Source organism: Hwangdonia lutea (assembly GCF_032814565.1).
Taxonomy (GTDB): domain Bacteria; phylum Bacteroidota; class Bacteroidia; order Flavobacteriales; family Flavobacteriaceae; genus Hwangdonia; species Hwangdonia lutea.
Window position 1 is genome coordinate 2214538 of record NZ_CP136521.1, and the last position, 26417, is coordinate 2240954.

Here is a 26417-nt window from a genome sequence, read left to right on the forward strand (position 1 = left end):
AAATTATGTTTAAAAAATATAAAAGTGCAGAATTAGTAAAACCAGGTGGATTAGATCTTAAAGATCGTTTAGTTGGAGTACAAAGAGTTACAAAAGTAACTAAAGGTGGTAGAGCATTTGGTTTTTCGGCAATCGTTGTGGTTGGTGATGAAGCAGGTGTTGTAGGACAAGGTTTAGGAAAATCTAAAGACGTAGCTAGTGCCATTGCAAAAGCCGTTGAAGATGCCAAGAAAAACCTAGTGCGCATTCCTATTATAAAAGGAACATTGCCACACGAACAAAAAGGTAAATACGGTGGCGCAAGAGTAAACATTATTCCTGCTGCTCCTGGTACCGGAGTTATTGCTGGTGGAGCAGTTAGAACAGTTTTAGAGGCCGTTGGTGTACACGATGTATTATCAAAATCTCAAGGCTCGTCAAACCCTCATAATGTAGTAAAAGCAACGTTTGATGCTTTGTTACAATTAAGAGATGCTAACGCTATTGCAAGAGACCGAGGAATTACACTTGAACAAGTTTTTAACGCTTAATACAGACAGAAATGGCAAAGATTAAAGTAACAAAAGTTAAAAGCGCAATCAATCGTACGCTAAGACAAAAAAGAACTTTAGAAGCTCTAGGTCTTAAAAAGATTGGTCAAGTAAAAGAGCACGAAGCTACACCTAATATATTAGGTATGGTTGCTAAAGTTTCACATTTAGTTTCTGTTGAAGAAGCTTAAAAAATATAAACCAAAAAAAATGGATTTAAGTAACTTACAACCGGCAGAAGGGTCGGTAAAAAAACAAGGCAAGCGAGTAGGTCGCGGACAAGGTTCAGGAAAAGGTGGTACGGCAACACGTGGTCACAAAGGAGCTAAGTCGCGTTCTGGATATTCTAAGAAATTAGGATTTGAAGGTGGTCAAATGCCACTACAAAGACGTGTACCTAAATTTGGCTTCACTAACATTAACCGTGTAGAATATCAAGGGATAAATCTTGATACCTTACAACAATTGGTTGATGACAAGAAAATAAAAGATACCGTAGATTTCGAAACCTTATTCACCAACGGTTTAGCAGGTAAAAACGACCTTGTTAAAATTTTAGGGAGAGGTGAATTGAAAGCAAAACTAAAAGTATCTGCACACAAGTTTTCTGCTTCAGCAAAAGCTGCTATTGAAGCTGCAGGAGGAGAAGCTGTAACATTATAATATTTTATTATAAGTATGAAATTTATAGAATCAATAAAAAATGTTTGGAAAATAGAGGAACTAAGAAACAGGATTGTAGTTACACTCGGTCTGTTATTAGTTTATCGTTTTGGTGCACAAGTGGTTTTACCTGGTATTGACGCTGCCCAATTAGGAGGTTTAGCCGATACTACCGATGGAGGTTTGTTAGGTTTACTTAATGCCTTTACAGGTGGAGCTTTTGCTAACGCTTCGGTGTTTGCATTGGGTATCATGCCATATATTTCTGCTTCTATTGTGGTGCAATTAATGGGTATAGCTATTCCTTACCTTCAAAAATTACAAAAAGAAGGTTCTAGCGGACAAAAGAAAATTACTCAGATTACACGTTGGTTAACCATCGCTATCTGTTTGTTACAAGCACCAGGATACTTAGCTGCTTTACCGCAGTTGGGCATTCCACCAAGTGCATTTTTATTAGGCACTGGCTTTTTGTTCTATTTCTCATCGGTTACGATTTTGGTAACAGGTTGTATTTTTGCGATGTGGTTAGGTGAAAAAATTACCGATAAAGGTATTGGTAATGGTATTTCATTATTAATTATGGTAGGTATTATTGCTACATTGCCACAGTCGTTTATCCAAAATGCAGCGACAAGATTAGAAGGAAATAACGTGATGTTAATTCTTTTTGAATTGGTAATTTGGTTTGTAATTATACTAGCTTCTGTCATGTTAGTAATGGGTGTTAGACGAATTGCGGTACAATACGCAAGAAGAACGGCATCTGGTGGTTACGAAAAAAGTGCTATGGCCGGCTCAAGACAATATATCCCGTTAAAGCTTAATGCTTCTGGGGTAATGCCAATTATATTTGCACAAGCTATCATGTTTGTACCAAGTTGGATTGGGGGGTCTGCTTTATTGAAAGATTCCACTGTTGGTGCTTGGATGCAAGCAAACTATTCAGATTTATTTGGATTTTGGTACAACGTAACTTTTGCATTATTAATTATTGTATTCACATATTTTTATACAGCAATTACGGTACCAACCAATAAAATGGCAGACGATCTAAAACGTAGTGGTGGTTTTATACCAGGCATTCGTCCAGGGTCAGAAACCTCAGAATACCTCGATAAAATCATGTCTCAAATTACCTTACCGGGTTCTATATTTTTAGCACTTATTGCTGTGTTTCCAGCATTTATAGTTAAACTTATGGGCGTAAGTCAAGGTTGGGCCTTGTTTTTTGGAGGCACATCACTATTAATTATGGTTGGTGTTGCAATCGATACCATGCAACAGATAAATTCTTATCTGTTAAATAGGCATTATGATGGCTTGATGAAAACAGGTAAAAATAGAAAAGCAGTAGCTTAATATTATAAACTATGGCAAAACAAGCAGCAATAGAACAAGACGGAACCATTATTGAAGCATTATCAAATGCGATGTTCCGGGTAGAATTAGAAAACGGTCACATTGTGACAGCACATATTTCTGGTAAAATGCGTATGCATTACATTAAATTATTGCCAGGAGATAAGGTTAAATTAGAAATGAGTCCTTACGATTTAACGAAGGCTCGAATAACTTATAGATACTAGTACAAAATGAAAGTAAGAGCATCAGTTAAAAAAAGAAGTGCAGATTGTAAAATCGTGCGCAGAAAAGGTAGACTTTACGTAATTAACAAAAAGAATCCTAGATTCAAACAAAGACAAGGATAAGCTATGGCAAGAATTGCAGGTGTAGACATACCAAAAAACAAAAGAGGAGTAATCTCTTTAACTTATATCTACGGTGTAGGTAGAAGTAGAGCAAAAGAAATTTTAGCTACAGCTAAAGTTGATGAAAGTATTAAAGTTCAAGATTGGACAGATGATCAAATAGCGGGCATTCGTGAAGCTGTTGGAACATATACCATTGAAGGTGAACTACGTTCTGAAACACAATTAAACATTAAGCGATTAATGGATATTGGATGTTACAGAGGTATTCGTCACAGAGCAAGTCTTCCATTAAGAGGACAACGTACTAAAAACAACTCTAGAACTAGAAAAGGTAGAAGAAAAACGGTTGCTAACAAAAAGAAAGCAACCAAATAATTAATTAGTCTTTAGTATTTAGACGTTGGAAGGAATCTGTTTGAAATTTAAAAGGTTTAGGATTCTAGCGACTATCAACTAATAACTGAGAACTAAAACAATATGGCAAAAACAAGCACAAAAAAACGTAAAGTTATTATTGATGCTGTTGGAGAAGCGCACATAACAGCTTCGTTTAACAACATCATTATTTCACTTACCAACAAAAAAGGCGATGTAATTTCATGGTCGTCTGCAGGTAAAATGGGATTCAGAGGTTCTAAAAAGAACACCCCTTACGCTGCACAATTAGCCGCTGAAGATGCTGCTGCAGTAGCACAAGAAGCTGGTTTAAAGAAAGTAAAAGTATACGTAAAAGGACCAGGAAATGGTAGAGAATCTGCTATCCGCTCAATCCACAACGCTGGTATCGAAGTAACAGAAATTATTGATGTTACACCATTACCACACAATGGTTGTCGTCCTCCAAAACGTAGAAGAGTTTAATAATATATTTTATAGGAATTAATATCAATTGTTTTTACAGTTGATATTAATTTTTTATATGTAAATTTGCAAACTGAAAAAAATAATAATCAAGTATCAATCAAGAGATAAAATGATTATCGAAGGATAAGATTAAGACCTTAATTCATAATCACTCTTAAAAACAATTAAAAATGGCAAGATATACTGGTCCTAAAACTAAAATAGCCCGAAAGTTTGGTGAAGCTATTTTTGGAGAAGATAAATCTTTCGAGAAAAGAAATTACCCTCCAGGTCAACACGGAAACAACAGACGCCGTGGAAAAAAATCTGAATACGCAATCCAATTAATGGAAAAACAAAAAGCTAAATATACCTACGGTATTTTAGAGCGTCAATTTAGAGGTTTATTTAAAAAAGCAAGAGCTGCACAAGGCATTACAGGTGAGGTTTTATTACAACTTTGCGAGTCTAGATTAGACAATGTCGTGTACAGAATGGGTATTTCTCCTTCAAGAAGTGGTGCAAGACAATTAGTATCTCACAGACACATTACCGTAAATGGCGAGTTGGTAAACATACCGTCTTACCAATTAAAAGCTGGTGATGTAGTAGCGGTTAGAGAAAAATCAAAATCACTTGACGCTATCGAAAGATCACTTTCAAACTCAAGCGCGGTTTACGAATGGATTACTTGGAACAACGAAACTAAATCTGGAACATACGTTTCTGTTCCTGCTAGAATTCAAATTCCAGAAAACATAAACGAGCAATTCATCGTCGAATTATATTCTAAATAATAAATTAATCACATTGGTATTTGGCCAAAGGGTTTATTAGTGTTCTTCAAACTTATAAACCGCGCAACCAAATAACAATTAAAACGAAGAACAATATGGCAGTATTTAATTTTCAAAAGCCTGATAAAGTAATCATGATTGATTCTACTGATTTCGAAGGTAAATTCGAATTCAGACCACTAGAACCAGGTTACGGACTAACAGTTGGTAATGCATTAAGAAGAGTTTTATTGTCTTCTTTAGAAGGATTTGCAATTACATCGGTTAGAATAGAAGGTGTAGATCATGAGTTTTCAGCAATCGCTGGAGTTGTAGAAGATGTCACAGAAATCATCTTAAACTTAAAACAAGTTCGTTTTAAAAGACAGATTGAAGATATTGATAACGAATCAATTTCAATTTCAATTTCCGGACAAGAAAAAATTACAGCTGGCGATTTCCAGAAATTCATCTCAGGATTCCAAGTGTTAAATACAGAATTAGTTATCTGTAACTTAGATCCAAAGGTTAACTTTAACATGGAAATTACAATTGAAAAAGGTAGGGGTTACGTGCCTGCCGAAGAAAACAAAAAGTCTTCTGCACCAATAGGCACCATCTTTACAGATTCAATTTACACACCAATAAAAAACGTAAAGTACAGTATTGAGAACTACCGTGTAGAGCAAAAAACCGATTACGAAAAATTGGTTTTCGAAATCATTACCGATGGTTCAATTACGCCTCAAGATGCTTTAACCGAAGGTGCTAAAACCTTAATTCACCACTTCATGTTATTCTCTGATGAGCGTATCACTCTTGAAGCTGATGAAATTGCACAAACGGAAACGTATGATGAAGAATCATTACACATGCGTCAGTTATTAAAAACGAAATTAATCGATATGGATTTATCGGTTCGTGCACTTAACTGTTTAAAAGCTGCAGAGGTTGATACTTTAGGAGACTTGGTGTCATTCAATAAAAACGATTTAATGAAGTTCCGTAACTTTGGTAAAAAATCATTAACAGAGCTTGAAGAGCTTGTAAACGTTAAAGGTTTAAACTTCGGGATGGACTTATCAAAATACAAATTAGATAAAGATTAATTAATCATATTTTGCTCCTCGCTAGTCGAGTTTGGTAGCAAGATGATAAAACAAATGTCATGAGACACGGAAAAAAATTCAATCACTTAGGCAGAAAAACTGCACACAGAAAATCAATGTTGGCAAATATGGCTTGTTCTTTAATCGAGCACAAGCGTATTAACACCACAGTAGCTAAAGCAAAGGCGTTAAAGCAATTTGTTGAGCCTATGATTACCAAATCTAAAGAAGATACAACACATAACAGACGTATCGTAATGTCGCGCTTAAGACAAAAAGACGCTGTAGCGGAATTGTTTAGAGATGTAGCGACTAAAGTTGGTGACAGACCAGGAGGTTACACCAGAATTATAAAGCTTGGTAATCGTTTAGGTGATAATGCAGATATGGCTATGATTGAACTTGTAGATTATAACGAAATTTATAACGCAGGCAAGAAAGCGAAGAAAACGACTCGTAGAAGCAGAAGAGGAGGTTCTAAACCTGCTGTTGCTCCAGTTGTAGAAAATAAAGCAACAAACGAAGAAGAAGAATAAATGTTAATAAGCATTTTAAATATAAAGGATAAACTATTTTAGTTTATCCTTTTTTTTATGCAATTTTGTAAAACCCTGTTCCCGCGAAGGCGGGAATCTTATGAATTTAAGCAATAGATGAAATATCAAAAAAGACAAAAAGCCATCGTACTTCTAGCCGATGGTACTATTTTTTACGGTAAAGCTGTAGGCAACAAACAAGGCACCGCATTTGGCGAAGTATGCTTTAATACCGGAATGACTGGTTATCAAGAAATTTTTACAGACCCATCGTACTACGGTCAACTTATGGTGGCAACCAATGCACATATTGGTAATTATGGCACGAATAAAGATGAAGTGGAATCCGAAGGTATAAAAATTGCAGGTTTAATCGTAAAAAACTTCAGCTACGAATACTCAAGGGATATTGCCGATAAATCTTTAGAAGAATTTTTAGAAGACAATAATTTACTGGCCATTTCAGATGTAGATACCAGAGCCTTGGTGAGCTATATTAGAGACCACGGTGCTATGAACGCTGTAATTTCAACAGAGGTTGATAATATAGAAGGTTTAAAAAAGCAGCTGAGCGAAGTGCCCGAAATGAATGGTTTGGAGTTGGCATCAAAAGTATCCACTAAAGAGCCCTATTATTTTGGTGATGAAAACGCTACCTATAAAGTATCGGCTTTGGATATTGGTATTAAAAAGAACATTCTTCGAAACATTGCCAAACGCGATGCATACATAAAAGTGTTTCCATATAATTCAAAATTTGAAGATTTAGAAGCCTTTAAACCCGATGGATACTTTTTGTCAAACGGTCCTGGCGATCCAGAACCATTGGTTGAAGCCCAAGAAATTGCCAAAGAAATCATTAAAAGGGATTTACCACTTTTTGGTATCTGTTTAGGGCATCAAGTTATTGCCTTGGCAAATGGGGTGTCAACCTATAAAATGCATAACGGACATCGCGGTATCAATCACCCGGTAAAAAACCTTAAAACAGGTAAGGGCGAAATAACGTCCCAAAATCACGGATTTGCAGTAAACCGAGAAGAAGCCGAAGCAAACCCGGATTTAGAAGTAACCCATGTGCATTTAAACGATAACACCGTGGCAGGTTTGGCCATAAAAAACAAAAACTGTTTTTCGGTGCAGTATCATCCAGAAGCTAGTCCTGGACCACATGATTCATCCTATCTTTTCGATCAATTTATCGAAAATATAAAGAAATAAAACTTAGATAAACCCCAAAAATATAACGCTATTCTTGGGGTTTATTATAATGGAATTCCTTAATAACCAACAGCACGATGTTATTTATTGCGAAGCAAGGGGAGGCATTCCCATATCGTAGGAATTCACTAAAACGTTATAGATGTGATTTTGTGAAATTCTTCAAAAACATCTAAAATAAGACAATATTTAAGCGTAAATTTGAAATAGTTAAACGATTAAAAATAAACCAATTATGAGTATTATAATTAATATCCACGCAAGACAAATTCTCGATTCTAGAGGAAACCCAACAGTTGAAGTTGATGTAGTAACAGAAAATAACATTTTAGGTAGAGCTGCCGTACCATCGGGAGCATCAACCGGAGAGCACGAAGCCGTTGAGTTACGTGATGGCGGAGATACTTATATGGGTAAAGGGGTTTTAAAAGCGGTTGAAAACGTGAATACCAGTATTGCTGAAGAGCTTATAGGTATTTCGGTTTTTGAGCAAAACCTTATTGATAAAATGATGATTGATTTAGATGGCACACCAAACAAATCCAAACTAGGTGCTAATGCTATTTTAGGGGTGTCTTTAGCGGTTGCAAAAGCTGCTGCTAACGAATTAAACATGCCATTGTATCGTTACGTAGGCGGCACCTCTGCAAACACGTTACCATTACCAATGATGAATATTATTAATGGTGGTTCGCATAGTGATGCACCCATTGCTTTTCAAGAGTTTATGATTATGCCGGTAAAGGCTAAAAACTTTTCGCATGCAATGCAAATGGGAACCGAGATTTTCCATAATCTTAAAAAAGTATTACACGATAGAAACTTAAGTACAGCCGTTGGTGATGAAGGTGGATTTGCGCCAAACTTACCAGGAGGAACCGAAGATGCTTTGGATACGATTGCAAAAGCCGTTGAAAATGCGGGTTATAAATTTGGCGACGAAGTAAAAATCGCTTTAGATTGTGCGGCCGCTGAGTTTTTTGAAAACGGACAATACGATTACAAAAAGTTTGAAGGCGATTCGGGTGTGGTAAGAACATCAAAAGAGCAGGCAGAGTATTTGGCTGAATTGGCTGCTAAATATCCAATCATCTCTATTGAAGATGGTATGGACGAAAACGATTGGGAAGGCTGGAAACACTTAACCGATTTGGTTGGAGATAAAGTGCAATTGGTAGGCGACGATTTATTTGTAACCAACGTAGAGCGTTTATCAAGAGGCATTGAAGAGGGTATTGCCAATTCTATCCTTATTAAAGTAAACCAAATAGGAACATTAACCGAAACCATTGCCGCTGTAAATATGGCTCATAATGCAGGTTACACTTCGGTAATGTCTCACCGTTCTGGAGAGACTGAAGACAATACTATTGCAGATTTAGCCGTAGCACTAAATACAGGCCAGATTAAAACCGGTTCGGCATCACGTAGCGACCGTATGGCAAAATACAATCAATTGCTTCGTATTGAAGAAGAGTTGGGTGAAGTTGCTTATTTTCCTCAAGAAAAGGCTTTTAAAATTAAATAAATACCGATTAAATAATTTAAAAGGGCGCTTATTATTTTTAATAGTCGCCCTTTTTATTTGCCATCAATTTTATTAATGCCCAAATCAGCGAAATCGTTTGTGATATGCTTTAAAAATAGGGAGATATTTTGTAAATTCGTCAAGTCGGTTTCGACTACAATTCAATAAAAAATTTTACTATATGTCAGATAAAGCTACGTTAGAAGTTAACGGTAATAAATATGAGTTTCCTTTACGTGTAGGAACGGAAAATGAAGTTGCCATAGATATTAAATCATTAAGAAGTGCAACAGATGGAGTAATCACAATAGATCCGGGTTATAAAAATACGGGAAGTTGTGAAAGCGCAATTACCTTTCTAGACGGCGAAAAAGGCATTTTAAGATATAGAGGATATGCCATTGAAGAACTGGCCGAAAAAGCCAGCTTCTTAGAAGTATCGTATCTTTTGATTTTTGGAGAATTACCAACAAAAGAACAATTAGATAAGTTTAGAAACGATATTAGGTCGCATTCTGTTGTAGATGATGATATTAAAAAGATTTTAGATGCATTTCCAAAATCGGCACATCCTATGGGTGTTCTATCTTCGTTAACCAGTGCGCTTACAGCATTTTATCCATCTTCTGTAGATGTAAACTCAGAAGAACAAATGTACAATGCTATTGTGAGGATAATGGCAAAATTCCCGGTGTTGGTGGCTTGGACCTTGCGTAAAAAGAATGGTTTGCCCTTAGATTATGGGAGCAATAAATTGGGCTATGTTGAGAATTTGTTAAAGATGATGTTTAAGAGCCCAAGTGATGACTACGAACAAAACCCCATCTTGGTCAACGCCTTGGATAAACTTTTAATTTTACATGCCGATCATGAGCAAAACTGTTCGACGTCAACCGTAAGAATTGCAGGCTCATCTCATGTAGGTTTATTTGTGTCGCTGGCCTCTGGAATTTCGGCGCTTTGGGGACCACTTCATGGTGGTGCTAACCAAGCGGTTTTAGAAATGCTTGAAGCCATTAGAGCCGATGGTGGAGACACTAAAAAATACATGGCGAAAGCTAAAGATAGAAACGATCCTTTCCGTTTAATGGGCTTTGGACATAGAGTTTACAAAAACTTTGACCCAAGAGCACTTATTATTAAACAAGCGGCCGACGAAGTTTTAGCCGATCTAGGAATAGACGACCCTATTTTGGATATCGCCAAAGGCTTAGCAAAAGAAGCCTTGGAAGATCCCTATTTTGTGGATAGAAAACTATATCCAAACGTCGATTTTTATTCCGGAATTATTTATAGAGCCATGGGCATTCCGGTAGAAATGTTTACGGTAATGTTCGCCATGGGGCGTTTACCGGGTTGGATTGCTCAATGGCGAGAAATGCGATTGAGAAAAGAACCTATTGGCAGACCAAGACAATTATATATTGGCGAAACACACAGACCGTTTAAAACCATAGACAATAGATAGATATTAATATTTTAAACCTCTTGTGCATTTTGAAAAAAGTCTGTCAATTCGAGTGAATTTTACGATTGGAATAAGTAAAATTTGTATCGAGAATAAGAATTTTAACTTGAAATTGATTCTCGATAGTTCTACAGAACTTGCCGAAGTACTATTTTTCGTACCTCAAAATCACTCGAATTGACATATTGATATTTTTTCTATTCAAAATGCACAACGGGTTAATATTTTAATAAATAAAAGCTTCATAATTTTTTATGAAGCTTTTTTGTTTTCATTGAAGAATAAATAATAAAATAATATTTTTGATGGGAATATCTAAAAAAAAGAATATATTTTTTACGTTTGCATCATGTTGAAATTGAATATTAAAAATGAAACCTCTCGATTGAGAGCCGTTGTTTTAGGAACCGCAGAAAGCAACGGGCCGACACCTAAGGTTGAGGATTGTTACGACCCTAAAAGCATCGAACATGTTTTGGCGGGCACCTATCCCAAAGAAGCCGATATGGTTAAAGAAATGGAAGTTGTGGCTACTGTTTTTAAAAAATATGAGGTCGAGGTGTACCGACCAAAAGTGATAAAAGACTGCAATCAAATATTCTCGCGCGATATCGCTTTTGTAATTGAAGATAAGATGATACGTGCCAATATTCTTCCAAATCGGGAAGAAGAGGTACACGCCATCGATTATATCTGGAACCAAGTGGCCGAAGAAAACAGAATTATTTTGCCCGAAGCATGCCATGTGGAAGGCGGCGATGTAATGCCTTGGAACGATTATATTTTTATAGGGACCTACTCCGGTGCCGATTACCCAGATTATATCACGGCACGTACCAACACCAATGCTGTAACGGCCATAAAAGAGTTGTTTCCAAACAAGATGGTAAAGGCTTTCGAACTTAGAAAATCAAACACCAACCCCAAAGAAAACGCACTGCATTTAGATTGTTGTTTTCAGCCCATTGGAACCAACAAAGCCATTTTACATAAAAACGGATTTTTAGTAGAAAGCGAATACGAGTGGTTATTGAATTTTTTCGGGAAGGACAATGTGTTTGAAATTACCAAAGACGAAATGTACCACATGAACAGTAACGTGTTTTCAATTTCTGAAGAGGTTATTATTTCCGAACAAAACTTTACCCGATTAAACACCTGGTTGCGCCAACAAGGATTTACGGTTGAAGAAGTCCCCTATGCCGAAATAGCAAAACAGGAAGGTTTGCTGCGCTGTTCAACATTGCCTTTGATTAGGGATTGATTTTGGAGAGGTTCGTTTAATGGTTTTGTGGATGATTAGTGGCGGTTTTGTGTGCGAGGATTTTCCGCAGGAAAATCAGACGTAACAAAATTGCAACGGTTTTTGTTTAAGCACTAAAATAGCAATTAATTTTATACCGTGTTGTTACACGTTTTTATTCCTCTAAATATTGTATTAAGTTCTATTTCTCTTATTTCAATTCCGTCCATATTGTGAATTTTTTGGCCAAAAAGTTTATTCCAAAAACCTCTTTTTGTAAAATCATACGACAAGTAAAAGTTCGGACTGTTTTCAGAAATATACAGTTTGGATTTCAAAATCTTTTTGTCTTTAATAATCTGAACTTCCTTTCCTTTTAATTCGCTTGTGAGAATTGAGAGAACTCCATTCCGATTTCGTTCATTATATTCCAAAGCTGGCTCTCCATAGCTTTCGTCTGGTGTAAAATCATACTTGTAAAAATATTCGCTGAAAACATATTCATTATAGCCAGGAACTGTCGGATTATAAATATGAAGATAAATCAGTTTATTTTCTTTTAAAAAATACCCAACTTGTATTTCGGTTAGAGAGTTTTTATCAGTCGATTTGAATGTTTCAATTTCCGTTTCATTTACTAATTCAAAAGTTGGATTATCAAATTGTCCGCTGTCAATTAAAATTCGGTTAATAAACTCTTTCCAATCTTTAATTTTTTGCATTTTCTTGATTTGGTCAAATGTGTTACAATGGCTTTAGGATATGAATGGTTGTTTTGAATTATTTATATCCACCGATAAACGAAACTATCGTTTTATTCTCACAAAATCAAGTTTTTTTATTCTTAACCAAATTCTGTTCTAATCGTATTTTTTAATATAAAATAGTTATACTTTTGTGACTATAATGATTAAGTAATAATGCAACAAACCACAAATACTATTTTAATGATTCGTCCTATAAATTTTAGGATGAACGAGCAAACGGCCGTAAACAATTATTACCAAGAACCCATTGATGGTGTTTTGCCCGAAACTATAAACACCAAAGCACAAAAGGAGTTTGATGCCTATGTGGATAAACTAAGAGGCATTGGTGTGCATGTGGTGGTGGTAAACGATACCGAGGAGTTTGATACACCCGATTCTATTTTCCCGAACAACTGGATTTCGTTTCATGAAAACGGGAACGTTGGGTTATATCCCATGTTTGCAGAAAACAGGCGTTTGGAACGACGTGAAGATGTTTTAACAACCTTGGAAGAGGAAGGGTTTGTAATCAATCATATAGTGGATTACACGAGTGCCGAAGAAGAGAATGTATTTCTTGAAGGTACTGGTAGCGTCATATTGGATCGGGTAAATCGTAAGGCTTATTGTGCGCTATCGGCTCGTGCCGATGAAGATTTGTTAATAGAATTTTGTGAGGATTTTGAATATACACCGGTAATTTTTACAGCATACCAAACCGTTGATAATAAGCGAAAGGCCATTTATCATACCAATGTTATGATGTGTTTGGGTGAAACTTTTGCCGTAATTTGCTTAGCTAGTATTGATGATAAAAAAGAACGTAAAAACGTCATTAAGCATTTAAAGGAAAACGGCAAAGAGATTATAGATATTAGCGAGGAGCAAGTTGCCAGTTTTGCGGGTAATATGTTACAGGTAAAAGGAACTGACGATGTGTTATATTTAATAATGAGCCAATCGGCTTATGATTCGCTTACAAAACATCAAATTGAAAAATTAGAAAAACATACTAAAATACTATCGAGTTCTTTGGATACTATTGAGGCTTGTGGTGGCGGTAGTGCCCGTTGCATGATGGCCGAGGTGTTTTTGCCTAAAAAATAAGATGGCAAATAGGTGCGTTAGGGATTGAGGCATTTGTTGGAGCTCGCCGACAAAGGAGGAAGCGACTGCCGAAAGCCCGACCCCGCTTCGAGAGCCTCAGCGAACAAGTGGGGTAACGCCCAAATTTTTAAAAATATTTGCTTAGCGAGATTTAAGCTGTTGGTTTCGATTTTGGTAATTTTACATAAAATGTGCTGCCAACATCTGGGGTGCTTTCTACCCATATTTCACCGTTGTTGAGTTCGATTAACTCTTTGCAAATGGAAAGTCCTAATCCGGTTCCTTTTTCGTTATTGGTGCCTAAGGTTGTAAAGGTGTTGCTTTTAAAGAGCTTGTTTAGGTTTTGTTTGGAAATGCCAACGCCTGTATCGGCAATGCTAATAATGCAACTGCCATTACTAATGCGGTTTGAAATGGTAATGGTGTCGCCGCTATTGCTAAACTTTAAGGCGTTTGCCAGTAAATTTTGGATAACAATTTCAAACATGCTTCTATCGGCATAAGCGAAGTCGCGCATTGAGCGATCTACAAGCGTAATGCCTTTGTTTTCCATACGTTGCTCGATGAGCTTAATTTTATCCTCAAAAACTTCTTGCACATCAAACAGGCTTGGTTTGGGTTCTAATGAATGCATTTGGGATTTGGACCAGTTTAATAAATTGAACAGTAATAAGGAGGCGCTATTGGCATTTTCGCTTAGCTCCGGAATTAAATTATCGAATTCTTCGCGCGAGAGCGAGCCATCTTTTAACAAATCTATAAACCCATTGATTGACGATAGCGAATCTTTTAAATCGTGCGATACAATGGAAAACAACTTGTCTTTTACATTGTTTACGTTTTCAAGATGCTTGGTTTGTTCTTGAAAAGCTTCGTTTTGTAATTGAATTTTGATATTTTTTTCTTCAAGTTCTTGGGCGTATTTTATTCTATTATTTCGCTTTAAATAAACTAATATTAAAAAAGTGGAAACTATAGCTAATGCGGCTAATAATGCATAAAAAATAAGTTTAAACCTATCGAATTGTTGTTTGCTTTCCGAAACGGCGACGTTGTTTACAGGCTCGGGTTTTATGTCATTTTTTGGCGTTGTTTCTTCTTCTTTCCCAAAATCCGGGTCCAATTCAAGTTTGGCGACTTCATTGGTTTTAAGGTTAACATGTGCACTGTTTTCGTTTAACTCATTTTTTAATGTATAGTATTCGCGTTGCCAATCAAAGGCCCTATCAAATCTTTTTTTGGTAGAGTCGAGAACCTTCATGAGCTTATAGTGTCTTAACAGTTCTTTTTTGTTGTTGAGTTTTTTTGCAATGTCGCCCGCTTGCTGTAATTGCTTTTCGGCCAAAACCAGACGCCCTTGTTGTAAATTTAATTCACCCAAATTGTTGAGCACGATTAAAAAACTGGACTTATCCTTACTTCGGATGTTTAAATTATAACCTTTTACCAGGTATCTTTCGGCTTTGTCAAAATCATTGAATTTCAAGTATTCGCCGCCTAATTTTGGGTAAACCATTCTTCGGACGGAATCTCTGTTTACACGCTTGCTATTCAATATTTTTTCGTAATATTCAATAGCTTTTCTATGTTCTTTTCTTGCCGAAAACAATTCAGCCAAATAACTATTAGACTCGTTTAAGCCTTTAATGTCATTTAATTGTTCTTGTATTTCTGCGGCTTTAAGGTAGTATTCAATAGCCTTATCTCGGGCATTAATATTGTAATACGCCTTAGCTAAATTGCTGTACGATAGTTTGAGTTCGTTGGTAAGGTTTCGTTTTTCTAACTCTTCAATGGCCGATAATGCATATTGAAGACCCAAAGCATAATTACCGCGTTTAATTTCCAGTAAACCAATACTGTTGTTAACTTTTGCAACCCCAACCACATCATTTAATTGACGAAACAACGCTTTCGATTTTTTGTAACCGTTAACCGCGTTTATGTAGTCGTTTTTGTTCGCATAAATTAAGGCTTTGTAAAATGCCACTTCGGCAATACCCTTATGGTAGTTAAGTTGGTTTGATAGTTTTTCGCTTTCAATAATATATTTAATAGCGCGATCAAAATCATTTGTTTCGTAAAGAAGTTTTATAAGTTTAAGTGACGTATCAACTTTTAAGCTGTCTTGATTTTGGAAAGCTAATTGTATAGAAAGACTGTCCAACTCTTTGGATTGAGAATACCCCGAGCAGACAGACATAAATAAAAATAACGTAATTATTCTCCTCATACAATATCTAAATTACACCAATAACAAAGCAGTGATAATGATATAAAGTGCCTTATTTGAGGGAAATAAAGATTACTCTATTAAGTTGCAATATTTGTTTTAAATAGTCTTTAAATGTTGAATTAAATAGCTTTACAAAACAAAAGTTGTAAAAAGAGATACATAATGCTAATTTCTGCGTTTTAATACCAAAAAATCAGATAAAAAGAACAATGAAAATTTATGATAAAATCGACGAATAGATTAACGGCATAAAAAATAGAAAAACGACACTTTTATCGACGAAATGCACTTTTAAATTTTTACTTTTAAAAGTATAATTGCTTTACATGGCATCAGACTTTTTATTTATTGGAATTATTTTGAACTTTATAAATTAATAAATATCCTATCTTTGCCCACTTAAAAAGTTATAGTAAATGAGCCTTCAGGAGATATTATCCAATCACGTAAAACAAGCTGTACAAAAAGCTTACAATTTAAATATTGATACGGTAGAATTTCAAGCCACCAGAAAAGAATTTGCTGGCGATATTACCGTTGTTATTTTCCCGATGCTGCGCTTTATAAAAGGAAACCCTGTGCAAATAGGGGAAACTGTTGGTAATTATTTAGTTGAACATGTTACTGAGGTTAAGGCGTTTAATGTTGTAAAAGGGTTTTTAAATATCGAGATAAACGATGTTTATTTCATGCGTTTTTTTAATGAGAGTCTTAAAGATGAAACTTTCGGGTTCTCAGCTATAAACAAAAATGAAAAGGCTGTAATGGTTGAGTATTCTTCGCCAAATACCAACAAACCATTGCATTTGGGACACGTAAGAAATAATTTATTGGGTTACAGTGTTGCCGAAATTTTAAAAGCTTCGGGTAAAAAAGTATACAAAACGCAAATTATAAACGACAGAGGCATCCATATCTGTAAAAGTATGTTGGCTTGGAAGCGTTTTGGCAATGGCGAAACACCAGAAAGCACAGGTTTAAAAGGCGATAAATTGGTTGGTAATTACTATGTGAAGTTCGACCAAGAATATAAAAAAGAAATTGAAAGTTTAATTTCTAAAGGGCAGAGTGCCGAGGAAGCCAAAAAGAATGCACCAATTTTATTGGAAGCCCAAAACATGCTTTTAAAGTGGGAAGCTGGCGATGAAGAAACCGTTGCCCTTTGGAAAAAAATGAATGGTTGGGTTTATGATGGTTTTGATATTACCTATAAAAATTTAGGCGTCGATTTTGATACGCTATATTACGAAAGCGATACCTATTTGTTGGGTAAGGAGTTTGTTGAAGAAGGTTTAAAAACAGGTGTTTTTGAAGAGGCTGAAGATGGCTCGGTTTGGTGCGATTTAACCGAAGATGGTTTAGATAAAAAAATTGTACAACGTGCCGATGGTACAGCAGTTTATATGACGCAAGACATTGGTACGGCCATACAGCGTATAAAGGATTTTCCAGATGTTGGCGGTATGGTTTACACCGTTGGAAACGAACAAGATTACCATTTTCAGGTGCTGTTTTTAATTCTTAAAAAATTAGGATTCGATTGGGCAAAAAACCTCTATCATTTAAGTTATGGTATGGTAGATTTACCTTCTGGAAAAATGAAAAGTAGAGAAGGAACCGTTGTTGATGCCGACGATTTAATTGATGACATGGCTAAAACCGCTGGTGAGATTTCAGAAGAATTAGGCAAACTTGATGGCTATTCTGAAACCGAAAAACAAGCACTTTACAAAACCATAGGTTTGGGCGCTTTAAAATATTACATTTTAAAAGTCGATCCTAAAAAACGAATTTTATTCGACCCCAAAGAATCCATAGATTTTCAAGGTAATACGGGGCCGTTTATTCAATATACCTATGCCAGAATTCAATCAATTATAAGAAAAGCAAATTTCGATTATTCAAATCCAAACAGCGCTATTGTTGAAAGGCCTTTACACAGCAAAGAAAAAGAGCTTTTAAAACAACTTCAATTATTTCCCGAGGTTATTCAAAATGCCGCAACACAGCACAGTCCCGCATTAGTTGCCAATTATACCTACGAACTGGTAAAGACATTTAATTCATTTTATCAAAACGTGTCTATTTTAGGTGCCGATAACGAATTGGACAAAATATTTAGGGTGCAGCTTTCAAATAAAGTGGCTTTAACCATTAAAAATGCATTTAGCGTTTTAGGAATTCAGGTTCCGGAAAGGATGTAATATTTCTTTTGAATAAAAGAAGTATCCATAAAATAACTGCATAAGATTTAACTATTATCGAATGATGCAACATCAGCTAAAAGATTATATTCCACAAGGGGCGATACCACAAGTTTTAAAACTTTTAGAGCACGATAATTTAACGGTTAAAATTAAAAACGAACGTAAAACCCGCCATGGCGATTATAAGCAACTGCCCAACGGAAAGCATCAAATTACTATAAACTCCAATTTAAATATCTATCGATTTTTAATCACTTTAATACACGAAATTGCTCATTTTGAAGCTTTCAAAACACATGGTAAATTTATTAAACCCCACGGTTTGGAGTGGAAACACACGTTTCAGCATTTAATGTTACCATTTTTAAATCCCAATATTTTTCCGAGTGATTTGTTGCCACTTTTAGCAAAACATTTTAAAAACCCAAAAGCGAGTAGCGATACCGATGTTAAATTAGCCTTGGCTTTAAAGCAATTTGACGCGCCAAACAATAAAACCTATGTTTTTGAGGTGCCTTTGGGACAAGCTTTTAAATTGTATAACGGTAAAATATTTAAAAAAGGCAGTAAACGAGTAAAACGCTACGAATGCGTTGAGGTTAAAACAGGAAAGTTGTATCTTTTCAACCCGAATGCTGAGGTAGAATTATTAAATTGATGTCATTCCTGCGAATTTCGGAATCCTATTAAATAGAAACTAAAATAAGATACCTTCATACGAGGGTATAAAAAAACATGAAGAATTCAAATTATTACGCCATATTGATGGCAGGCGGTGTAGGCTCAAGGTTTTGGCCCGTAAGTACAGAAGCATTTCCAAAACAATTTCACGATATGTTGGGAACCGGCGATACGCTCATTCAAAAAACATTCAATCGCTTAGCACATTTAATTCCTAAGGAAAATATTTTCATTTTAACCAATGAGCGCTATAACGATTTGGTTTTCGAACAGCTTCCAGAAGTCACCAAACGACAAGTGGTTTTAGAACCGGCAATGCGGAACACGGCACCTTGTATTTTGTATGCCTCGTTAAAAATCCAAAAGGAAAATCCAGATGCGGTCATGATTGTGGCACCGAGTGATCATTGGATTGAGGACGAAAATAAGTTTACTGAAAACGTACAACAAGCCTTTGATTATTGTGCCGAAAATGATGCGCTCATGACGCTGGGCATCACGCCTACATTTCCCAATACCGGTTACGGTTATATTGAGTTCGATAACGCTTCCGCCGAAGCGATAAAAACAGTAAACCAATTTAGGGAAAAACCAGACTACGAAACCGCAAAAACCTTTATCGCTAAAGGGAATTTTTTGTGGAATGCCGGTATTTTTATGTGGAGCGCTAAAAGCGTTGTTGAAGCATTTAAAAACAATCAACCAGATTTGTACGCCTTATTTGAAAACGGAATAGGCGTTTATAATACCGATTCTGAAGATGATTTTATTAGAGATAATTACAAAAAAGCCGAAAACATTTCGGTGGATTATGCCATTATGGAAAAATCTAATAATGTATTTGTAATTGCAGCGGAATTCGATTGGAACGATTTAGGAACCTGGGGAAGTCTATACGATAAATTGGATAAAGACAACTCGGGAAATGCCGTTGTAAATGCCCGAACTTTAACCGAAGATGCATCGGGAAATATGATACGCACCAAAAACGACAAAGTGGTTGTGGTTGATGGTTTGCAGGATTACATTATCGTAGATAAAGACGAGGTTTTACTCATCTATCCAAAATCGAAAGAACAGGATATTAAGCAAGTGCTTCAAAAAGTAAAAAATAAATTTGGCAATCATTTGGGCTAAAAAACACACTTTTAATTTATTTCTTTTATTTTTTAAAAATTAATAGCCTAGAAATTTTTATATATTCGTGTTATATTGATTTCTGTATTCTGAATAAATAGAATTTAGAATTTCAATTTTGGAATATAAAGCGTATGGAAGAAAATAAATTTAACTTTTCGGAAGAAGAAAACAATAGAGAGAAAGCCGTAGCGCAATCTAAAGAAGCAGTTAGGAAAGATGCTAAGGGGCTGTGGCAGAGTGTTAAAACCTTTTTTAGCGAGCTATTGGATTTTCGAGAGGACACCGACAGGGATGCTACTGTTGATGCTATAAAAGGCGATATTTCGTTTAAAGGCGCCACCGCTTGGATTTTAATTTGTTCCATTTTTGTGGCATCGGTTGGATTAAATGCCAACTCAACAGCTGTGGTTATTGGTGCCATGTTAATTTCGCCCTTAATGGGGCCAATTTTGGGCGTGGGACTTTCTATTGCCATTAACGATATAGACACCCTTAAAAGATCGCTTATTAATTTGGCCATTATGATTGCGCTAAGTTTAATAACCGCATTTTTATTTTTTAGATTTTTTCCGTTAAGTGAGGATACGTCAGAGCTTTTAGGTAGGGTACAACCCGATATTCGCGATGTTTTAATAGCCTTTTTTGGTGGTTTAGCGCTTATTATTGCGCGCACCAAACGCGGCACCATAGCCTCGGTAATATTTGGTGTTGCCATTGCCACGGCATTAATGCCTCCACTTTGTACTGCCGGTTACGGTTTGGCAAAAGGCAATTGGGAATACTTTTTCGGTGCCATGTATTTGTTTACCATCAACACGATATTTATTGCTTTGGCAACTTTTTTAGTACTGAAAGTATTACGGTTTCCTATGCTTAAATACGCCAATTCCAAAAAGCGTCGGTTTATTTCCAGAATGGCGATGTTGTTGGCCATTGTGGTTATGGTTCCTGCGGGTTTTACCTTTTTTAGCGTTTACCAAGAAAGTAGTTTTGAAGTTGATGCACAAGCATTTATAAACAATGAATTGGATGCACTTCCGCACTCAGAATATATCAAAAAAAATTCCTTGTATAAATACGGTGGGAGTGAAAGTAGTGTAATTGAGTTGAATTCTTTCGGCTTGGATGAAATTCCGGAAAGCACCATTTCAGTATTACAAAGCCGAATAGCATCGTACCCCGCATTAAATAGATATAATACCCAACTCAAGTTTAACCAGAGCAGAAGCAAAGGTTTGGATAACTTAAGATATATGGAAGAACTCCGAACACGAGATTCTTTAGATTTATTGTCTCAAACCCAAAAAATAAGGTATTTGGAAAATAAGGTAAATCAACTCTCAAAACTGGAACGAGACTATATTCCTTTTGAAGCCTTGACGAAAGAAGTGGAAATTAATTATGAAACCATAGAACAGTTTTCGTATGCCAAGGTTATTAATACCAACTTTAAAAAATTGGATACTGTAACGGTGTTTTCAGTAAAATGGGTTGATTCTTTGACCAATGAGTCCGTAAAGACCAAAGAAAAGGAAAAACTTGAAAAATGGTTAAAGCTAAAATTGAATACCAATAATCTGGTGGTTAAACAGGCTGATTGATTTTGAATACCGAGTTATTCATGCTCTTCAATATACATCTTGCGTACTTTTTTAAATAAGTTTGAAGAGTACACAAAATTTGTAACTGCCTCGTTATCGGTTTTAAAAATGGTTTCGTTTGAGCCTTCCCAAGCTTTTACACCATTTTTTAAAAACACGATTTTTTCGCCTATTTCCATTACCGAATTCATATCGTGCGAATTAATAACGGTAATGATTTGGTATTCGTCTGTAATCTCCTGAATTAGGTTGTCAATAACAATGGCTGTTTTTGGGTCTAGTCCAGAATTGGGCTCGTCGCAAAATAAATATTTTGGTTTATTAACAATAGCGCGTGCAATGGCAACACGTTTTTGCATACCTCCAGATGCTTCACTCGGCATTTTGTTGTGTGCATCATCAAGGTTAACACGTTTTAGTACAAAATCTACACGATCTTCCATTTCGCTTTTACTTTGATTGGTAAACATGCGTAACGGAAACATAACGTTTTGAGCAATCGTCATCGAATCGAACAAAGCGCTACCTTGAAAAACCATGCCAATTTCTGCCCGTAAATTACGTTTTTGGTCTTCGGTTAATTGCGAGAATATTTTTCCATTGTAAGCTATTGTGCCTTCTTCATAATCAAACAGTCCTAATAAACACTTTAAAAAAACGGTTTTACCCGAACCACTTTGCCCAATTATAAGATTGGTTTTGCCTTTCTCAAAAGTGGTGCTAATGCCTTTTAAAACCTTAACATCACCAAACGATTTATGTAAATTTTTAACTTCTATCATTGTCCTAACATCATATCCGTTAATATATAATTCAATAAAATAATAACTACGGCAGTCCACACAAAAGAAGTAGTACTCGCTTTGCCAACTTCCAATGCGCCGCCTTTCATGTAATAGCCGTGAAACGACGGAATGGTTGCTAAAACAAAAGCGAAAATAAATGTTTTAACAAACGAATAAGCGACATGGAATGTGTCAAAATCGGTTTGTAGCCCAAGAATATAGTCTGCTAACGAGGTATAACCACCAAAAACGCAAGCGGCCATACCGCCTAAAATGCCTAAAAACATACCAATGGCAATGGCGAAAGGATACAGCAATAAAGCAATTGTTTTGGGAAACACCAAATAGTTAAGTGAATTTATACCCATAACTTCCAAGGCGTCAATTTGCTCTGTAACACGCATTGTGCCTATGCTTGAAGTGATAAACGAACCTACTTTACCAGCCATAATTATTGAGGTGAATGTTGGTGCAAACTCTAAAATAACTGATTGCCTCGTTGCAAAACCTACTAGGTATTTTGGAATTAACGGATTGTCTATATTCAATGCCGTTTGAATGGTAATTACGCCACCAACAAAAAATGAGATAAAGGCAATAATACCTAGCGATCCAATAATTAAATCGTCAATATCTTTAAGGATTAATGTTTTCATCACCGACCATTTAGTTGGCTTGCGAAACATCTCAACAATCATTAAAAAATATAATCCAATATTATGAAGGTAAGTCATATAAAAATTTGTAACTGCTAAAGTAAAAAAAGTTATAGAATTTAACCGTGATTTTAAAATATCATATTTTAAAATATGTATTTTTGAGGTTGAAAATAAATTATCATGTTAAAAAACACAGTCCCTCCTATTTTAATTATTTTTTTGTTCAATATTTCATTGGCACAAAGACCAGAAGTGAAAAGACCAGAAACTAAAGCCGAAACGCTTAGTGAAAAACCTAAATTGGTAGTTGGTATTGTAGTCGACCAAATGCGGTACGATTATTTAACCCGTTTTGAAAGCAAGTTTGGCGAAGGCGGATTTATGCGCATGATAAACGAGGGGTTTAACTGTAAAAACAACCATTTTAATTACGTGCCAACCTACACGGGCCCTGGCCATGCGTCGGTTTACACGGGTACAACTCCTAAATATCACGGCATAATAGCTAATTATTGGTACGATAAAGCGCTGAAAAAGGATGTGTATTGTGCTGGCGATGATACGTTTCAGTCCGTTGGTACATCTGAAAAATCTGGGCAAATGTCTCCCCATCGCATGAAAACCACAACGTTTACAGATGAGAATAGATTGTTTACCCAAATGCGCGGAAAAACCATTGGCATTTCAATTAAAGATAGAGGGGCGGTTTTACCTGCAGGTCATACTGCAAATGCAGCCTATTGGTTTCAGGGAAAAGATGAAGGCAACTGGATTTCGAGTACCTTTTATATGAATGATTTGCCAAAATGGGTAAAGGATTTTAATTCCGAAAAATCGGTTTCTAAATACTTAACCGAATGGAATACACTTTACGATATTAACACATACACCGAAAGTGGTAGCGATTTAAATACCTTTGAAGGTGGTTTTAAGGGCAAGGAAACGGCGACTTTCCCGTATCAATTAGATGTTTTAAAAGATAGAAACGGGGGTTACGATTTATTAAAAGCTACGGCTTATGGAAACAGCTTAACTACCGATTTTGCATTGGCAGCCTTAAAAGGTGAACAATTAGGGCAAGATAATGATACCGATGTGTTAACGGTAAGCTATTCAAGTACCGATTATGTGGGACATAATTTTGGAGTAAACTCTAAAGAAGTCCAAGATACTTACATCCGATTGGATAAAGATTTAGAGCGATTGTTTAATGCCTTAGATGCTCAAGTGGGTAAAGGTAATTACACCGTGTTTTTAACAGCCGATCATGCCGCCATTGATGTGCCTGCCTATTTAAAATCGGTAAAAATTCCAGCGGGTTATTTAGATAATAAAAAAACTAAAAAACAGTTTGAAGCCTTTATGGAGTCCACTTTTAAAGATTCCAATTTAATTGAAAACGTAAGCAACAATCAAATTTTCTTAAACCGAGAAAGAATTAAAGCTTTGGGCTTAAATTTAACCGATGTGCAAAACGCTATTGTAAACGAGCTTATAAATTATGATCATGTAGATAAGGTTTATACGGCAACCACCATGCGCTCAACACAATTTACCAAGGGTATTGAAGCCTTATTGCAAAAAGGGTTTAACCAAAAACGTTCGGGCGATATTTTAATAGTTCCAGATCCTGCTTTTATCTCGTATTCAAGAACAGGTTCAACCCACGGTAGCGGCTTAAATCACGATACGCACGTGCCTTTGTTGTTTTTTGGAAAAGGAATTAAACACGGGCAAACCTTACAAAAAACAGAAATTACCGATATAGCACCAACCATGTCTGCATTGTTGGGTATTAGTTTTCCAAACGGTTCTATTGGTAAACCATTGGAAATTGTTTTAGAGTAAATTTTGAGCAAGCGCACATTATATTCCATCATAGCCATCTTAATTTTATTGGGTGTTTATAGCTATGAATATTTTTTAAATGAAGAAGAAAAAGCAGAGGTTGTTTCTGAAGGTAAATCGACTAAAAGCGATACCAATGCCTATTTTTTACCAACAAGTACCACGGGTCAAATCATTCATCACGAAGGCTATTCGTTGTCGTATAGTGAACCACACGAACAGGCTGAATGGGTAGCTTACGAATTAAAGAAATCGCAGCTTTCCAATTCAAACTTTGAACGCCCTTATTTTGAGATTGATAAAGCCGTAAAAACCGGGGCAGCCCATTGGCGCAACTATAAAAATTCGGGTTACGACCGCGGGCATTTATGTCCCGCAGCCGACAGGCGATACAGCCAATTGGCGCACGACGAAACCTTTTTAACCAGTAATATAAGTCCGCAAAAGCACGATTTTAATGCGGGTATTTGGAATACTTTAGAACAGAAAGTACGCTATTGGGCAAGCAAGTACGATGGCGTTTTTGTGATTACGGGTGGTGTTTTAAACGGCAAAATGAAAACCATTGGCGACGAAGCTGTTTCAGTACCCAATCAATTTTACAAAGTGTTGATTGATAACAATAGCGGCAAACCAAAAATGATAGCTTTTTTGATGCCACACGAAGATTCCAATAAACCCTTATATGAGTTTGTAGTGTCTGTGGATACGCTTGAAAAGCTAACGGGTATTGACTTTTTTCCAGAATTGGATGATGCTATTGAGAACCAATTAGAAGCTTCCAGCAGTTATAAAGGTTGGAGTTTTTAATTAACAGAATGGTTCGTTTAACGTGTTTGTGTATGATTAGTGGCGTGTTTCAGCTACTAATTTAGCAAATACAAACCGAATAGAAAATCCGCGAGGATTTTCGTAAGTAAGCTCGAACTAGCCATTAATTATACACGGTGTTGTGAGCTGGCTTTTTTCTGTTCGTATTTTGGTTTTATTTCGTAAAGGTCAATTCCTTTTGGTTTATTTTTTAGCATTTCGTCAATCAATTCCGATTTTCCACCAATAAATGTCATTGGACAGTCGTAATCTGTAATTACAAACCAATCATTTCCTTTTGTCGGATAGATTGCACTTGGGCTATCTCTAATTTCGGGTTCAAAGTCCCACACTTTTGGTAATTCAGATAAATTTCCACGCAAGATTTTGTCCTCGTTAATCTCTTTAGTTTTCATTAAAGTATAATAGAAGTCAGATTCCAAGTCTCCATATTTTTTAATCAATGATTGAGTGATAAATTCCAAGTCAGATAATTCAGCTTCTCCCTCGGCTGGATACCAAATATATTTTGGCCAATCATTGTTTTTTCTTAAATACTTATCTGCAATTTTTTCTTTAACTTTTTTCGCTGTTTCTAACTTAAATTCCTCGTCATATTTTTTGAAGAATTCCGAGTAAGTAAGTCTTTCAAATTCTTCTTCGTTGACATCTTTATCTCTTAAAAAGTCAACTGTTTTATTTAGTTCTTTTGCTTTATAGTTTATCCAAAACGGATGTAGTAAAATCAGATATTTTTCAAAATTTGGCGGACTGCACATAGCTTGTAAATACCAAAAAAAATTGTCGTGATTGATTTTCACGTCAAGCTCAATTCCTGGTCCTAATTCAGCATATGGTTTAATCCATTCAGGTATGTCGTCTTTTACGAAGTTCATTTTTCAGCTTGCTCACAATGCTAAGATAATGTCCCGTTTCGATAGAACTTTATCGATAGTTAAACG

General features: G+C 35.9%; 27 protein-coding genes. 22 read left to right on the forward strand and 5 right to left on the reverse strand.

Translation table 11 applies throughout. The features are described from left to right. The first annotated feature begins 5 nt into the window (after positions 1-5). From rpsE to RNZ46_RS09665, 15 genes are all read left to right on the forward strand, one after another. The gene (rpsE, locus tag RNZ46_RS09595) at positions 6-530 is read left to right on the forward strand and encodes a 30S ribosomal protein S5 (protein WP_092847729.1); all 525 of its coding nucleotides are present in this window, start codon (positions 6-8) and stop codon (positions 528-530) included. Positions 531-541: 11 nt separating this feature from the next. Further along, on the forward strand, positions 542-721 hold the full coding sequence (gene rpmD, locus RNZ46_RS09600; RefSeq protein WP_316981987.1) for a 50S ribosomal protein L30: 180 nt from the start codon (positions 542-544) through the stop codon (positions 719-721). 19 nt (positions 722-740) lie between these two features. Further along, positions 741-1193 (forward strand): 50S ribosomal protein L15, encoded by a 453-nt coding sequence (rplO, locus tag RNZ46_RS09605; RefSeq protein ID WP_316981988.1) that lies wholly within the window; start codon positions 741-743, stop codon positions 1191-1193. Between the two features lie 15 nt (positions 1194-1208). Then, entirely contained in the window at positions 1209-2555 is a 1347-nt protein-coding gene (secY, locus tag RNZ46_RS09610) for a preprotein translocase subunit SecY (protein WP_316981989.1), read from the forward strand. A gap of 11 nt (positions 2556-2566) precedes the next feature. Then, positions 2567-2782: a translation initiation factor IF-1 gene (gene infA, locus RNZ46_RS09615; protein ID WP_007094967.1), complete on the forward strand. Its 216-nt coding sequence runs from the start codon at positions 2567-2569 to the stop codon at positions 2780-2782. Between the two features lie 6 nt (positions 2783-2788). Further along, the gene (ykgO, locus tag RNZ46_RS09620; RefSeq protein WP_013305171.1) at positions 2789-2905 is read left to right on the forward strand and encodes a type B 50S ribosomal protein L36; all 117 of its coding nucleotides are present in this window, start codon (positions 2789-2791) and stop codon (positions 2903-2905) included. Positions 2906-2908: 3 nt separating this feature from the next. After that, positions 2909-3283, forward strand: a complete 375-nt coding sequence (gene rpsM, locus RNZ46_RS09625) for a 30S ribosomal protein S13 (RefSeq protein WP_316981990.1) — start codon at positions 2909-2911, stop codon at positions 3281-3283. A gap of 102 nt (positions 3284-3385) precedes the next feature. Further along, complete coding sequence (gene rpsK / locus RNZ46_RS09630; protein ID WP_316981991.1) at positions 3386-3769, forward strand: 30S ribosomal protein S11; 384 nt, start codon at positions 3386-3388, stop codon at positions 3767-3769. A 173-nt stretch (positions 3770-3942) separates the two neighbouring features. Beyond that, the gene (gene rpsD, locus RNZ46_RS09635; protein ID WP_316981992.1) at positions 3943-4548 is read left to right on the forward strand and encodes a 30S ribosomal protein S4; all 606 of its coding nucleotides are present in this window, start codon (positions 3943-3945) and stop codon (positions 4546-4548) included. Between the two features lie 95 nt (positions 4549-4643). Beyond that, on the forward strand, positions 4644-5636 hold the full coding sequence (locus RNZ46_RS09640) for a DNA-directed RNA polymerase subunit alpha (RefSeq protein ID WP_316981993.1): 993 nt from the start codon (positions 4644-4646) through the stop codon (positions 5634-5636). Between the two features lie 59 nt (positions 5637-5695). Next, on the forward strand, positions 5696-6172 hold the full coding sequence (gene rplQ, locus RNZ46_RS09645; protein WP_316981994.1) for a 50S ribosomal protein L17: 477 nt from the start codon (positions 5696-5698) through the stop codon (positions 6170-6172). 117 nt (positions 6173-6289) lie between these two features. After that, positions 6290-7393: a glutamine-hydrolyzing carbamoyl-phosphate synthase small subunit gene (carA, locus tag RNZ46_RS09650; RefSeq protein WP_316981995.1), complete on the forward strand. Its 1104-nt coding sequence runs from the start codon at positions 6290-6292 to the stop codon at positions 7391-7393. A gap of 235 nt (positions 7394-7628) precedes the next feature. Next, entirely contained in the window at positions 7629-8921 is a 1293-nt protein-coding gene (gene eno, locus RNZ46_RS09655) for a phosphopyruvate hydratase (RefSeq protein ID WP_316981996.1), read from the forward strand. A 181-nt stretch (positions 8922-9102) separates the two neighbouring features. Next, complete coding sequence (locus tag RNZ46_RS09660; protein ID WP_316981997.1) at positions 9103-10389, forward strand: citrate synthase; 1287 nt, start codon at positions 9103-9105, stop codon at positions 10387-10389. A 349-nt stretch (positions 10390-10738) separates the two neighbouring features. Next, positions 10739-11653, forward strand: coding sequence for a dimethylarginine dimethylaminohydrolase family protein (locus tag RNZ46_RS09665; protein WP_316981998.1), 915 nt, complete (start codon positions 10739-10741; stop codon positions 11651-11653). 131 nt (positions 11654-11784) lie between these two features. Here the strand turns inward: RNZ46_RS09665 and RNZ46_RS09670 are convergent, their stop codons facing one another. Next, positions 11785-12354 carry a hypothetical protein gene (locus tag RNZ46_RS09670; protein WP_316981999.1) on the reverse strand — a complete coding sequence of 190 codons (570 nt, stop codon included), beginning with the start codon at positions 12352-12354 and terminating at the stop codon, positions 11785-11787. Positions 12355-12552: 198 nt separating this feature from the next. Between RNZ46_RS09670 and ctlX the strand changes: the two genes are divergently transcribed. Then, positions 12553-13488 carry a citrulline utilization hydrolase CtlX gene (ctlX, locus tag RNZ46_RS09675; RefSeq protein ID WP_316982000.1) on the forward strand — a complete coding sequence of 312 codons (936 nt, stop codon included), beginning with the start codon at positions 12553-12555 and terminating at the stop codon, positions 13486-13488. A 151-nt stretch (positions 13489-13639) separates the two neighbouring features. Here ctlX and RNZ46_RS09680 read toward each other — a convergent pair whose 3' ends face one another. Beyond that, a complete protein-coding gene (locus tag RNZ46_RS09680; RefSeq protein ID WP_316982001.1) occupies positions 13640-15691 on the reverse strand; it encodes a tetratricopeptide repeat-containing sensor histidine kinase in 2052 nt (683 codons plus the stop codon). A gap of 449 nt (positions 15692-16140) precedes the next feature. Here RNZ46_RS09680 and argS point away from each other — a divergent pair, with 449 nt between their 5' ends. The 4 genes from argS (at position 16141) to RNZ46_RS09700 (ending at position 21353) form a co-directional block, all read left to right on the forward strand. After that, a complete protein-coding gene (gene argS / locus RNZ46_RS09685) occupies positions 16141-17928 on the forward strand; it encodes an arginine--tRNA ligase (RefSeq protein WP_316982002.1) in 1788 nt (595 codons plus the stop codon). A gap of 64 nt (positions 17929-17992) precedes the next feature. Next, a complete protein-coding gene (locus tag RNZ46_RS09690) occupies positions 17993-18589 on the forward strand; it encodes a SprT-like domain-containing protein (protein WP_316984983.1) in 597 nt (198 codons plus the stop codon). A 77-nt stretch (positions 18590-18666) separates the two neighbouring features. Then, positions 18667-19749 carry a mannose-1-phosphate guanylyltransferase gene (locus RNZ46_RS09695; RefSeq protein WP_316982003.1) on the forward strand — a complete coding sequence of 361 codons (1083 nt, stop codon included), beginning with the start codon at positions 18667-18669 and terminating at the stop codon, positions 19747-19749. A gap of 134 nt (positions 19750-19883) precedes the next feature. After that, complete coding sequence (locus RNZ46_RS09700) at positions 19884-21353, forward strand: DUF389 domain-containing protein (protein WP_316982004.1); 1470 nt, start codon at positions 19884-19886, stop codon at positions 21351-21353. 14 nt (positions 21354-21367) lie between these two features. On the opposite strand, the gene RNZ46_RS09705 is transcribed toward RNZ46_RS09700, so the two are convergent. Together RNZ46_RS09705 and RNZ46_RS09710 are read right to left on the reverse strand one after the other, a co-directional pair. Beyond that, positions 21368-22135 carry an ABC transporter ATP-binding protein gene (locus tag RNZ46_RS09705; protein ID WP_316982005.1) on the reverse strand — a complete coding sequence of 256 codons (768 nt, stop codon included), beginning with the start codon at positions 22133-22135 and terminating at the stop codon, positions 21368-21370. Continuing rightward, positions 22132-22872: an MlaE family ABC transporter permease gene (locus RNZ46_RS09710; protein ID WP_316982006.1), complete on the reverse strand. Its 741-nt coding sequence runs from the start codon at positions 22870-22872 to the stop codon at positions 22132-22134. Before RNZ46_RS09710 ends, RNZ46_RS09705 begins: the two co-directional genes overlap by 4 nt. Positions 22873-22977: 105 nt before the next feature. Between RNZ46_RS09710 and pafA the strand changes: the two genes are divergently transcribed. Together pafA and RNZ46_RS09720 are read left to right on the forward strand one after the other, a co-directional pair. Next, entirely contained in the window at positions 22978-24645 is a 1668-nt protein-coding gene (pafA, locus tag RNZ46_RS09715; RefSeq protein WP_316982007.1) for an alkaline phosphatase PafA, read from the forward strand. A 3-nt stretch (positions 24646-24648) separates the two neighbouring features. Then, positions 24649-25455, forward strand: a complete 807-nt coding sequence (locus tag RNZ46_RS09720; protein ID WP_316982008.1) for a DNA/RNA non-specific endonuclease — start codon at positions 24649-24651, stop codon at positions 25453-25455. A gap of 128 nt (positions 25456-25583) precedes the next feature. On the opposite strand, the gene RNZ46_RS09725 is transcribed toward RNZ46_RS09720, so the two are convergent. Further along, complete coding sequence (locus RNZ46_RS09725; RefSeq protein ID WP_316982009.1) at positions 25584-26351, reverse strand: hypothetical protein; 768 nt, start codon at positions 26349-26351, stop codon at positions 25584-25586. Between the last annotated feature and the right edge of the window lie 66 nt (positions 26352-26417).

Excerpts from the sequence above, each read along its gene's own strand:
- rpsE (WP_092847729.1), top strand. The coding sequence starts at position 6 with ATGTTTAAAAAATATAAAAGTGCAGAATTAGTAAAACCAGGTGGATTA.
- rplO (WP_316981988.1), top strand. The coding sequence starts at position 741 with ATGGATTTAAGTAACTTACAACCGGCAGAAGGGTCGGTAAAAAAACAA.
- ctlX (WP_316982000.1), top strand. The coding sequence starts at position 12,553 with ATGCAACAAACCACAAATACTATTTTAATGATTCGTCCTATAAATTTT.
- RNZ46_RS09710 (WP_316982006.1), bottom strand. The coding sequence starts at position 22,872 with ATGACTTACCTTCATAATATTGGATTATATTTTTTAATGATTGTTGAG.
- carA (WP_316981995.1), top strand. The coding sequence starts at position 6,290 with ATGAAATATCAAAAAAGACAAAAAGCCATCGTACTTCTAGCCGATGGT.
- rpmD (WP_316981987.1), top strand. The coding sequence starts at position 542 with ATGGCAAAGATTAAAGTAACAAAAGTTAAAAGCGCAATCAATCGTACG.
- RNZ46_RS09690 (WP_316984983.1), top strand. The coding sequence starts at position 17,993 with ATGCAACATCAGCTAAAAGATTATATTCCACAAGGGGCGATACCACAA.
- infA (WP_007094967.1), top strand. The coding sequence starts at position 2,567 with ATGGCAAAACAAGCAGCAATAGAACAAGACGGAACCATTATTGAAGCA.
- argS (WP_316982002.1), top strand. The coding sequence starts at position 16,141 with ATGAGCCTTCAGGAGATATTATCCAATCACGTAAAACAAGCTGTACAA.
- ykgO (WP_013305171.1), top strand. The coding sequence starts at position 2,789 with ATGAAAGTAAGAGCATCAGTTAAAAAAAGAAGTGCAGATTGTAAAATC.
- RNZ46_RS09680 (WP_316982001.1), bottom strand. The coding sequence starts at position 15,691 with ATGTCTGTCTGCTCGGGGTATTCTCAATCCAAAGAGTTGGACAGTCTT.
- RNZ46_RS09705 (WP_316982005.1), bottom strand. The coding sequence starts at position 22,135 with ATGATAGAAGTTAAAAATTTACATAAATCGTTTGGTGATGTTAAGGTT.
- rpsK (WP_316981991.1), top strand. The coding sequence starts at position 3,386 with ATGGCAAAAACAAGCACAAAAAAACGTAAAGTTATTATTGATGCTGTT.
- eno (WP_316981996.1), top strand. The coding sequence starts at position 7,629 with ATGAGTATTATAATTAATATCCACGCAAGACAAATTCTCGATTCTAGA.
- RNZ46_RS09695 (WP_316982003.1), top strand. The coding sequence starts at position 18,667 with ATGAAGAATTCAAATTATTACGCCATATTGATGGCAGGCGGTGTAGGC.
- RNZ46_RS09665 (WP_316981998.1), top strand. The coding sequence starts at position 10,739 with ATGTTGAAATTGAATATTAAAAATGAAACCTCTCGATTGAGAGCCGTT.
- rpsM (WP_316981990.1), top strand. The coding sequence starts at position 2,909 with ATGGCAAGAATTGCAGGTGTAGACATACCAAAAAACAAAAGAGGAGTA.
- RNZ46_RS09700 (WP_316982004.1), top strand. The coding sequence starts at position 19,884 with ATGGAAGAAAATAAATTTAACTTTTCGGAAGAAGAAAACAATAGAGAG.
- rpsD (WP_316981992.1), top strand. The coding sequence starts at position 3,943 with ATGGCAAGATATACTGGTCCTAAAACTAAAATAGCCCGAAAGTTTGGT.
- pafA (WP_316982007.1), top strand. The coding sequence starts at position 22,978 with ATGTTAAAAAACACAGTCCCTCCTATTTTAATTATTTTTTTGTTCAAT.
- RNZ46_RS09725 (WP_316982009.1), bottom strand. The coding sequence starts at position 26,351 with ATGAACTTCGTAAAAGACGACATACCTGAATGGATTAAACCATATGCT.
- rplQ (WP_316981994.1), top strand. The coding sequence starts at position 5,696 with ATGAGACACGGAAAAAAATTCAATCACTTAGGCAGAAAAACTGCACAC.
- RNZ46_RS09670 (WP_316981999.1), bottom strand. The coding sequence starts at position 12,354 with ATGCAAAAAATTAAAGATTGGAAAGAGTTTATTAACCGAATTTTAATT.
- secY (WP_316981989.1), top strand. The coding sequence starts at position 1,209 with ATGAAATTTATAGAATCAATAAAAAATGTTTGGAAAATAGAGGAACTA.
- RNZ46_RS09660 (WP_316981997.1), top strand. The coding sequence starts at position 9,103 with ATGTCAGATAAAGCTACGTTAGAAGTTAACGGTAATAAATATGAGTTT.
- RNZ46_RS09640 (WP_316981993.1), top strand. The coding sequence starts at position 4,644 with ATGGCAGTATTTAATTTTCAAAAGCCTGATAAAGTAATCATGATTGAT.